We start from the raw sequence: 9,712 nt of genomic DNA on the forward strand, positions 1-9,712 counted from the left end.
GAAGTGTGCGGATTCGTTGGGGCCGCGCGACGGCTCGCGTCGATACCGTCGGCGGAATGAAAACCATGATTCGTCGGCGTCGCTCAGCTCTCGTCGCCCTCGCGGGCTCAGCCCTGCTGGCCGGATCGCTCACCGCGCTCGGCGCGGCGAGCTCGCCGGCCGCCGCGGCCGGCACCGTGAACTGCTCCGGCTCGATCAACGGCAAGGCGGGCGGCTACATCCGCAAGCGCTCGATCAAGAACAGCACGGTGACCGGCGACTATCGCAGCGCCGGCACGGTCAGCTGGTCGCCGCGGGCCTGGATCGAGATCGGCGGCGCCGGTGACGCCACCACCTGGAAGACCAGCTACATCGTGCCCGGCACCGACGGCACCGGCCGGACCGTGACCATCGGTGGGACCATCGGGCAGTCCGTGCTCACCGAGACGAAGTCCGCGCAGCTCTACCGCACCAACGGCACCGCGGTGACCGGCTGGAGCCCCAAGAAGGTCGTGAACGGCCCGACGACCGCGGTCTACAGCGTCACCACCTCCGGCGTCGTGCAGCAGACCGCGCTCTCCTACTCCAGCGCGGGCACCCGCCTCGGCACGGTCACGAACCTGCCGGTCACCCTGCCGAGCACCACGACCGTCGCAGGCGTGTGGACGAGCCACAACGGGGTGATGTACAACCTCCTCTACTCGATCAACCCGAGCACCAACAAGCTCGAGCAGATCGTCGTACGTCCCGACCGTCCGGCGGAGGCGAAGAAGTACGTCGTCCGCAGCCTCGGCACCGGCTGGCGCTACCTGTCGGTGCACAACTGCTATGACGCCGACGGCGCGGTCGCGGCCAAGGACATCGTCCTGATCAACCCGACGACCGGCAACGCGGTACGCATCCGTCAGAGCAGCGGGATCGGGCACAGCACGACCTTCTCGGCCTCGACCCGGGTCGGCACCGATGGTTCGTGGAAGTGGAGCGGGATCAGCAGCTAGCTGGTAGGCCCTCGTCCCGGCCAGAGGTCGAGCAGGTCCCCCGGGCGCAGCCCGAGGGCGTGCTCGATGTCGCCGGGCGAGGTCTCGCGCAGATACTGCGAGACCAGCTGGGCCAGCTCCATCCAGTAGCCGCGCAAGGTCGACTCGGACAGGTACATCGACCGGCTCATCTCGGCGTACGTCAGTCCGCGGGCGCGGTGGGCGAGGACCTCGCGTTGCCTCGGCGTGAGGACGGTGATGCTGCGGCGGCGGACGAGGACCTCGATGAGGCCGGTGATATCCGGGGGGATCACCGGCTCATCGGCGGCGACGGCGCGGAACGCCGCCTCCGCCTCGGCCAGCGAGGCCGCCTTCGAGACCACGCCGGTCGCGCCGGCGGCGAGGCAGGCAGCGAGCACGAACCGGCGCTCCTCCTGGGAGTAGACGCAGACCCGGTAGCCGGCCTCGACGATGCGCCGGATGGCCGTGGTGCCCTGTGAGGCGTCGGGCTGGCCGGTGTTGGCGAGGTGGAGGTCGAGGATCACCACGTCGGCCTCCGGCATCGCCGTTAGCAGGTCCTCGACGGACCCGTGGCTGGACACGAAGGTGAGATCGGGCAGGAGCAGGCTCAGCGATGCGCGCATCGCCGTCGCGTCGTCCACGTGGCTGAAGCGCGGCCCGGAGGTCACGCCAAACATCACGCCACCTCCGCGGTGGTCGTCTGCGCCAGCGTGACCGTGGTGCCGAGGTCGCGGATGCTGGTGATCTGGACGTCGACGCCCGAGCGGGCGAGCTGCCCGACGACCACCTCGCGCAGACCGACCCCGAACGTCGTCGCCGAGGTGTCGAAGCCGATGCCGTCGTCGTGCAGCGTGACCTCCCAGCCGGTGCCGTCCTCGTCCTCGGCGGCGTGCAGGACGACCCGGCCCGCCCGAGCGTGCTGGCGTACGTTGAGGAGCAGGCTGCGCAGCGCCGCGGCCAGGTCGTCGGCGAGACCGCGCGGGAGCGCGACGTCTTGGGCGAGGTCGGCGACCACCGTGATCGGGAGGTCGTCGAACTCCGCTCCGACGGCGGTGACCACCGCCGCCAGGTTGGTCGCCTCGCTCACCGGCGGCGGGGTCTGACCGCTCAGGTAGGCGCGCATCCGGTTGAGCTCGACCTCGGCCTGCGACCGCAGCGCGCCGTTGCCGTCGGCGGTGTCGGTCTCCACGAGCAGCCGCATCATCGCGGTGCCGTTGTGGATGGCGAGCCGGGCACGACGCTCCTCCTCGGCCTTGGCGGCCTCGGCGGCATAGCGCCGCGCCCCATCGGCCTCCGTCCCGATCCGCACGATCGTCTGACAGCCGAACCAGGCCAGCGGCCCGAGCACCAGCAGGGTCAGGCAGGTGCTCACCGCGAGGGTGAGATCGGCCGGCCCGTTCACGGTCGGCGCGATGTAGACGACCTCGGCCACCGCCAGCGAGGCGAGCAGGAACATCCACAGCCACCGCGAACGTACGGCCGAGAGCCCGCAGGACACGCACAGCGCATAGCCCAGCTGGAACCCCACCCAGGTGCCCGTACGCAGCTCCACCGGGACCGTCCACAGCCCCACGATCAGCAGCGCCACGGCCACGGCGACGTCGAGCACGGCGTACGGCACTCCCGGCGGACGCCGGGTGACCAGGGTGATCGCCGCGATGCCGACGAGCATGACGGTGGCGAGGATCCAGCTGGCCCCGGTCAGCCAGGGGTGGTCGGCACGGGACAGCGCGGGCATCGCCGCGAGCAGCGACGGCGCCATCTGCGCGAGGGTGGCCAGCCGCATCCCGGCCACGAAGAATGCCACCAGACGCACGGCGGCTGCCCGAGTCGAGTGTGGCACCCGTGAATTGTCGCTGATGGTCGGCGGAACGGCGGAGCATGGGGCCAGGATCAGGCATCCTGCGCCGGGCCGGTACCAACGAATCCGCGGGGCGTCACCGGCCGATCAGCGCGTCTCGCTGTTCCGCCATCTGCTCCCGCAGGCCGCCCACGACGGCGGCGACGGCGGGCCGCCGCCAGGACTCGGGATGCACGACCGCCCAGTAGGGCAGCCGCTGGTGGATGTCCTCGTGCAGCATCCGGACGAGGTCGGGGTGCCGGTCGGCCATGAAGCAGGGCAGCAGGCCCAGACCGGCCCCGGCCCGGGTCGCCTCGACGTGCACGAAGACGTTCGTCGAGGTGACCGCGTCGCGGATGCCGGGCAGCAGGCGCCGGGGGAGGTCGAGGTCGTCGACCTGGAGCATCGAGTCGACGAAGTAGACCAGGCGGTGGCGTACGGCCTCCTCGATCGTGGCGGGAGCACCGTGACGCTCCAGATAGCCGGGAGAGGCGTAGAGGCCGAGCTCGTACTCGCCCAGGTGCATCGCCCGGCCGCGGTTCACCGCCGGCTCGCCGACCACCACCTCGATGTCCACACCGGAGCGGTGCTGCGCCGCCTGCCGGGTCACGGTGACGATCTCGACCGAGAGCTCGGGGTGGTCCTGCCGCAGCGCGGCGACCGCCGGCGAGGCGATGTACGCGGCGAACCCGTCGGTCGTCGACATCCGCACCACGCCGGCCACCGGGTCGGCCGGCTCGTCGGCAGCCAGCCTGGCCAGCGACTCGGCGACCCCCTCGGCGGCCCGCGCCGCGCGCTCACCGAGGGCGGTCAGCGCCCAGCCGTCGGACCCGCGCACCAGGACCCGGCCGCCGAGGGCACGCTCGAGAGCGGAGATGTTGCGGCTGACAGTCGTGTGGGTCAGGCCCAGCGAGAGGGCGGCAGTGGTGAAACGGCCGCTGCGCGCCACCTCCAGCAGCACCAGCAGCTGGTCGGCGGACGGCGGTGTCGATGGGGAGGTGGCCATCGGGCCAGAGTACCGATGATGTGCATTTTCGTTCACACCGTGTGCCAACATGCGCGTTGCAAGCACATTATGACCGCTGTCACACTCCCAACCATGACCTCCACACAGCCGGGCGCCACCGCCGCCCCCAACGACCCAGTCGACGAGCAGAGCCTGCTCCGCAGGACCGTGGCGGCCTCCATGGCCGGCACCGTCGTGGAGTGGTACGACTTCTTCCTCTACGCCACCGCCTCGGCGCTGGTCTTCGCCAAGGTGATCATGCCGGCCACCGGCAACGCCTACGACGCGATCATCGCCGCCTTCGTGACGTACGCCATCGGGTTCGTCGCCCGCCCGCTGGGCGGCGTCGTCTTCGGCCACATCGGCGACCGTCTCGGCCGCAAGTACACGCTGCAGCTCACCATCATGCTGATCGGTGTCGCCACCGTGCTGATGGGCTGCCTGCCGACGTACAACCAGATCGGCCTCGCCGCGCCGATCGCGCTGGTGGTGCTGCGGTTCGTGCAGGGGCTCGCCCTCGGCGGTGAGTGGGGCGGCGCCGTCCTGCTGGTCGCCGAGCACGCCCCCGATGACAGGCGCGCGACCTGGGCCGCCTGGCCGCAGGCCGCGGTGCCGGTGGGCAACCTGCTCGCCACGCTGGTGCTCACCGTGATGACCCTCGCGCTCTCCGACGCCGCCTTCCTGGCGTGGGGCTGGCGGGTCGCGTTCTGGCTCTCGGCCGTGGTGGTCGTCGTCGGCTACTTCATCCGCCGCTCGGTGACCGACTCGCCGATCTTCGAGGAGGCGAAGGCGGAGCAGACCGAGTCCGCCTCGACCGGGTACGGCGTCTTCGAGGTGCTCCGCCGCTACCCGCTGGGCGTGCTCAAGGGCATGGGCCTGCGATTCGCGGAGAACATCATGTACTACCTGGTGGTGTCCTTCTCGATCGTCTACCTGGTCGAGGACCAGAAGATGGACCAGGGCGCCCTGCTCGGCCTGATCGCGGTCGCGCACGCCTGCCACTTCTTCTTCATCCTCGCTGTCGGCCGGATCGCCGACGGCGTGGGCCGCAAGCCGGTCTACCTGGTGGGCGCGGTGCTCGGCGCGACCTGGGGCTTCTGGGCGTTCCCGATGCTCGACACCAAGGACAACCTCGCCATCGTGGCGGCGCTGATCGCCGGTCTGGCCATCCACGCGCTGATGTACTCCACGCAGCCCGCGATCATGGCCGAGATGTTCCCGACCCGGATGCGCTACTCCGGCATCTCGATCTCCTACCAGGTGACCTCGATCTTCGCCGGCTCGCTCGCGCCGCTGCTGGCCATCGCCTGGCTCAAGGACACCGGCACCTGGACCAACACCGCGATCTATCTCGCCGTGGCCGGCATCATCACCGGCCTGGTCGTGCTCACCCTCAAGGAGACCAAGGGCACCTCGCTGCGGGCCCTGGACCGTGCCGACGCCGAGCGTGCTGAGCGCGAGGTGACCCCGGCGTGAGCTCAGCGACGACGGCCCCGTCTGCGTCGGTCGATTCCGGACGTACGCTGCGGGGCCGCCGCGCGCTGGTCACCGGCGGCGCCTCGGGGATCGGTGCGGCGGTGGCCCGCGAGCTCGCCGCCCGTGGTGCGAAGGTCGTCGTCGCCGACGTGGCCGGCGACGCCGCCCGTGCCCTCGCCGAGGAGATCGGCGGCGAGGCGTGGGTGGTGGACCTGACCGCGACCGAGGAGCTGGACGACCTCACCCTGGAGGTCGACGTCCTGGTCAACAACGCCGGCATCCAGCGGGTCAGCCCGATCGAGAAGTTCGACCCCGACGACTTCCGCAGGATCCACTCGATCATGCTCGTCGCTCCGTTCCTGCTGGTCAGGGCCGCCTTGCCGCACATGTACGCCAACGGCTGGGGCCGCATAATCAACATCTCCTCCGTGCACGGCCTGGTCGCCTCCCCCTTCAAGAGCGCCTACGTCTCGGCCAAGCACGGCCTGGAGGGACTCTCGAAGGTGACCGCCCTCGAGGGCGGCCCGCACGGCGTGACCAGCGTCTGCATCAACCCGGGCTACGTGCGTACGCCGCTGGTGGAGAAGCAGATCGCCGACCAGGCCGAGGTGCACGGGGTCCCGGCCTCCGAGGTGGTCGAGCAGGTGCTCCTGCAGGACGTGGCGGTGAAGCGGCTGGTCGAGCCGGAGGAGGTCGGCTCCCTGGTCGGCTGGCTCACCGGCCCGGACGCCTCGATGGTCTCCGGTGCCTCCTGGGCCATCGACGGCGGTTGGAGCGCCCGGTAGCCCCGTCCCGCTCAGGCCTGCGTACGCCACCAGTCCACCGTCGCCTTGGCCCCGGTCTCGAGCGGGGTGGGGGCCAGGCCGAGCAGGGCCTCGCTGGCCGAGGAGTCCAGCACGAACGGCTTGTCGAACTGGTAGACCATCTCGGCCAGCTCCCGGGTGCCGGCGTGCACCGTGCCGATCGCCTTCATGATCCAGGTGGGGATGCGGCCGACTCGGGGCGCGGCGACCCCGGCCACGTCGGCATAGAGCTGGACGAGCGCACGCTGGGAGATGGCGGGTGCGGTGGGCGCGTGCAGGAAGGAGTTCCACAGGCCCTCCTCGTCGGCCGCCCGGATCATCGCGGTTCCCAGGTCCGGAACGTACGTCCAGGAGTGGGGCGCGTCCGGGTCGCCGAGGACGCGCATGGTGCGGCCGGCGAGGACCGTCGGCACCATGCGCTCGCCGGCGTGGGCGGTACGTACCAGCGGACCGTAGAAGTCCGAGGCCGCGACGCTGACCGTCGGGGTCGGTGAGGCGTTCCGGGCGCCGAGCAGCTCGACCCGCACCGCGGGCTTGCCGAAGTCGGCGTTCCTCGGCGTCTGCTCGGTCATCGGACCGGTGACGTGGCCGTAGGCGTAGAGGCTCTCCGGGAAGACGACCACGGCGCCGGCCCGTCCGGCGGCCTCGAGCACGACCTTCTCGGCCCGCGGGAGCTCGGCGCGCCAGGTGTCGGCGGCGTACGCGCTGCCGTGCATGCAGTGGAAGACGGCGCTCACGCCCGCGGCCGCCTGGGTGACGGTGTCGAGATCCGTGGCATCGCCGCGCAGCCGCTCGATGCTCGCGTGCACCGGGCCGCTGCCGGAGCGGGTGAGGAGGCGTACGCGATCCCCGCGGGCGGCGAGCTGCTGGGCGATGGTCGCGCCGACGGGGCCGGCGCCGATGACGAGGTAGGTGCTGTTCATGACTGTCTCCGTTGATTCGGTGGGCGAGCCGGTTGGCTCAAGAAAGGAGAGCACTGCTCTCGGAATGAGTGTGGCGCGCTGTTGCTCAGAAAGCAAGAGCAGTGCTCACTTTTGTTGACATCGCTCTCTGGGGGCGGGCACGATGACGTCATGACAGGCACTCCACGCGAACGGGCGCGGGCGCAGACCATGGACGAGATCGTCCGGATCGGCCGCGAGCACCTGGCGATCCACGGTGCCGCCGCGCTCTCGCTGCGCGCGGTCGCCCGCGATCTCGGAGTGGTCTCCTCGGCGGTCTACCGCTACGTGAAGAACCGCGACGAGCTGCTGACCCTGCTCCTCGTCTCCGGGTACGACGAGCTGGGCGACGCTGCCGACGCCGCCGTCGCCGCGGCCCCCTCGGACGACTACCGGGCCCAGTTCGTGGCGCTCGGCCGCGCGGTCAGGACCTGGGCGCTCGCCGAGCCGGCGACGTACGCCCTGCTCTTCGGGTCGCCCGTCCCTGGCTACGCCGCGCCGGACGAGCGCACCAGCGTGCCTGGCACCCGTGTCCCGACCGCGATGCTGCGCCTGACCGCCGGCGCCATGGCCGCCGGTCGACTGAGCGTGCCCGAGGAGCCGGGGGAGATCTCACCCGCCCTCGCCACGGGACTCCAGGGCATCCGTGACCAGCTCGGCCTCGACCTGCCCGATGCCTGCCTCACCCGCGGCGTACTCGTCTGGACGAGCCTCTTCGGCCGCGTCAGCTTCGAGGTCTTCGGCCAGTTCGGCCCCGACGCCTTCGGCGACCCCGCCGCGCTCTTCGAGCTCCATCTGGCCACGCTGGCCGACGAGCTCGGGTTGTGACGCGCGGGATGCTCACCGAGGTAACTCGGTGAGCGTGCACTGACTTCGTGGAGTTCCGCGAAGGAAGCGGCCGCTGACCGAGTTACCTCGGTGAACGGCCGCCGCCCAAGCTCGCTCGGGCGGCGGCCCTTCAGCAAGGTATGCAGGAAAAGGCGCGCATCCCTCGCGGAACTCCGCGAGGGATGCGCGCCTTCGGCTGCATACCTTGACGAAGGAACAGCCCGGACGAGCTACTTGATCTCGGCGATGACGGCGCCGTTGGTGACGGTCTCGCCCACGGTGGCGTTGAGGCCGGTGATGGTGCCGGCCTTGTGGGCTTTGAGGGGCTGTTCCATCTTCATGGCTTCGATGACCACGACGACGTCGCCCTCGGCGACCTGTTGGCCTTCGTCGACGGCGATCTTGACGATTGTGCCCTGCATGGGGGAGGTGACGGAGTCGCCGGAGGCGGCCGCGCCGGTCTTCTTGGCCGACCGCTTGGGCTTCTTCGCAGCACCGGCACCGCCGGTGGTGAGGCCGCCGAGTCCGGCGGGCAGGGAGACGTTGAGGCGTTTGCCGCCGACCTCGACCACCACGGTCTGACGCTCGCCCGCCTCCTCGGCTTCACCCAGACCGCCGGCGTAGGGGGTGATCTGGTTGTCGAAGTCGGTCTCGATCCAGGTCGTGTAGACCTCGAAAGAGCCGTTCTCCGCGGTGTAGGCCGGGTCGGAGACGACGGCCTGGTGGAACGGGATCACGGTGGGCATCCCGTCGACCTTGAACTCGTCCAGCGCGCGACGCGAACGCTCCAGGGCCTGCTCACGCGAGGTGCCGGTGATGATGAGCTTGGCGATGAGGGAGTCGAAGGCGCCCGGGATGGTCTCGCCCTTCTCATAGCCACCATCCAGACGGACACCCGGTCCGGCGGGGGGTGCCCACTCGGTCAGGGTCCCCGGCGCCGGCATGAAGTTGTTGCCGCCGTCCTCGGCGTTGATGCGGTACTCGATGGAGTGGCCGCGGACCTCGGGGTCGTCGTAGCCGAGCTCCTCGCCGGCGGCGATGCGGAACATCTCCCGGACCAGGTCGAGGCCGGTGACTTCCTCGGAGACGCAGTGTTCGACCTGGAGGCGGGTGTTGACCTCGAGGAAGGAGATGGTGCCGTCGGCGGCGACCAGGAACTCACAGGTCCCGGCGCCGACGTAGCCGGCCTCGCGCAAGATCGCCTTGGAGGACTCATACAGCCGCTTGTTCTGCTCCTCGGTCAGGAACGGGGCGGGGGCCTCCTCGACCAGTTTCTGGTGGCGGCGCTGCAGGGAGCAGTCCCGGGTGGAGACCACGACCACGTTGCCGTGGGTGTCGGCCAGGCACTGGGTCTCGACGTGGCGGGGCTTGTCGAGGAACTTCTCCACCAGACACTCACCGCGCCCGAACGCACCCACGGCCTCACGCACCGCGGACTCGTACAGGTCGGGGATCTCCTCCAGGGTCCGGGCGACCTTGAGGCCGCGGCCACCGCCCCCGAAGACGGCCTTGATCGCGACCGGCAGGCCGTACTCCTGGGCGAAGGCGACGATCTCGGAGGCGTCCTTGACCGGGTCCTTGAGCCCCGGCGCCAACGGCGCCCCGGCCTTCAAAGCGATCTGCTTGGCCTTGGCCTTGTCACCCAGCGCGTCGATCGCCTCGGGCGAGGGCCCGATCCAGGTCAACCCAGCGTCGATCACGGCCTGGGCGAAGTCGGCGTTCTCGGCCAGGAACCCGTAGCCGGGATGGACCGAGTCCGCACCCGACTGCTTGGCGACGTCGAGGATCTTCTCGATCGAGAGGTACGACTCCGCCGGGGTCGCGCCACCCAGGGCGTAGGA

At 70.6% G+C, this 9,712-nt stretch carries 9 protein-coding genes; 4 read left to right on the top strand and 5 right to left on the bottom strand.

All coding sequences use genetic code 11. The features are described 5' to 3' along the window. Nucleotides 1-56 precede the first annotated feature (56 nt). Complete coding sequence (locus ABTX24_RS17260) at nt 57-977, top strand: hypothetical protein (RefSeq protein WP_350841218.1); 921 nt, start codon at nt 57-59, stop codon at nt 975-977. Here the strand turns inward: ABTX24_RS17260 and ABTX24_RS17265 are convergent. The 3 genes from ABTX24_RS17265 to ABTX24_RS17275 form a co-directional block, all read right to left on the bottom strand. Beyond that, nucleotides 974-1,654, bottom strand: coding sequence for a response regulator transcription factor (locus ABTX24_RS17265; protein WP_350841220.1), 681 nt, complete (start codon nt 1,652-1,654; stop codon nt 974-976). The genes ABTX24_RS17260 and ABTX24_RS17265 overlap by 4 nt on opposite strands. Continuing rightward, entirely contained in the window at nt 1,654-2,820 is a 1,167-nt protein-coding gene (locus ABTX24_RS17270; protein WP_350841222.1) for a sensor histidine kinase, read from the bottom strand. The genes ABTX24_RS17265 and ABTX24_RS17270 overlap by 1 nt, the downstream gene beginning before the upstream one ends. A gap of 94 nt (nt 2,821-2,914) precedes the next feature. Continuing rightward, nucleotides 2,915-3,823, bottom strand: a complete 909-nt coding sequence (locus ABTX24_RS17275) for a LysR family transcriptional regulator (protein ID WP_350841224.1) — start codon at nt 3,821-3,823, stop codon at nt 2,915-2,917. Between the two features lie 93 nt (nt 3,824-3,916). On the opposite strand from ABTX24_RS17275, the gene ABTX24_RS17280 reads away from it, so the two are divergent. Next, nucleotides 3,917-5,299, top strand: a complete 1,383-nt coding sequence (locus ABTX24_RS17280; RefSeq protein ID WP_350841226.1) for an MFS transporter — start codon at nt 3,917-3,919, stop codon at nt 5,297-5,299. Next, nucleotides 5,296-6,084 carry a 3-hydroxybutyrate dehydrogenase gene (locus tag ABTX24_RS17285; RefSeq protein WP_350841228.1) on the top strand — a complete coding sequence of 263 codons (789 nt, stop codon included), beginning with the start codon at nt 5,296-5,298 and terminating at the stop codon, nt 6,082-6,084. The genes ABTX24_RS17280 and ABTX24_RS17285 overlap by 4 nt, the downstream gene beginning before the upstream one ends. A gap of 11 nt (nt 6,085-6,095) precedes the next feature. Here the strand turns inward: ABTX24_RS17285 and ABTX24_RS17290 are convergent, their stop codons facing one another. Beyond that, nucleotides 6,096-7,025: an NAD-dependent epimerase/dehydratase family protein gene (locus ABTX24_RS17290; RefSeq protein ID WP_350841230.1), complete on the bottom strand. Its 930-nt coding sequence runs from the start codon at nt 7,023-7,025 to the stop codon at nt 6,096-6,098. A 150-nt stretch (nt 7,026-7,175) separates the two neighbouring features. Here ABTX24_RS17290 and ABTX24_RS17295 point away from each other — a divergent pair, with 150 nt between their 5' ends. After that, on the top strand, nt 7,176-7,871 hold the full coding sequence (locus tag ABTX24_RS17295) for a TetR/AcrR family transcriptional regulator (protein WP_350841232.1): 696 nt from the start codon (nt 7,176-7,178) through the stop codon (nt 7,869-7,871). 230 nt (nt 7,872-8,101) lie between these two features. Here ABTX24_RS17295 and ABTX24_RS17300 read toward each other — a convergent pair. Continuing rightward, the coding region (locus ABTX24_RS17300; RefSeq protein WP_350841234.1) for an acetyl/propionyl/methylcrotonyl-CoA carboxylase subunit alpha at nt 8,102-9,712 on the bottom strand (1,611 nt) is incomplete at its 5' end.

This window comes from Nocardioides sp. NPDC127514, from assembly GCF_040302125.1.
GTDB lineage: Bacteria > Actinomycetota > Actinomycetes > Propionibacteriales > Nocardioidaceae > Nocardioides.

What these genes read in the sequence shown, in the direction of transcription:
- ABTX24_RS17275 (WP_350841224.1), bottom strand. Translation starts at nt 3,823, where the DNA reads ATGGCCACCTCCCCATCGACACCGCCGTCCGCCGACCAGCTGCTGGTG.
- ABTX24_RS17280 (WP_350841226.1), top strand. Translation starts at nt 3,917, where the DNA reads ATGACCTCCACACAGCCGGGCGCCACCGCCGCCCCCAACGACCCAGTC.
- ABTX24_RS17260 (WP_350841218.1), top strand. Translation starts at nt 57, where the DNA reads ATGAAAACCATGATTCGTCGGCGTCGCTCAGCTCTCGTCGCCCTCGCG.
- ABTX24_RS17265 (WP_350841220.1), bottom strand. Translation starts at nt 1,654, where the DNA reads ATGTTTGGCGTGACCTCCGGGCCGCGCTTCAGCCACGTGGACGACGCG.
- ABTX24_RS17290 (WP_350841230.1), bottom strand. Translation starts at nt 7,025, where the DNA reads ATGAACAGCACCTACCTCGTCATCGGCGCCGGCCCCGTCGGCGCGACC.
- ABTX24_RS17295 (WP_350841232.1), top strand. Translation starts at nt 7,176, where the DNA reads ATGACAGGCACTCCACGCGAACGGGCGCGGGCGCAGACCATGGACGAG.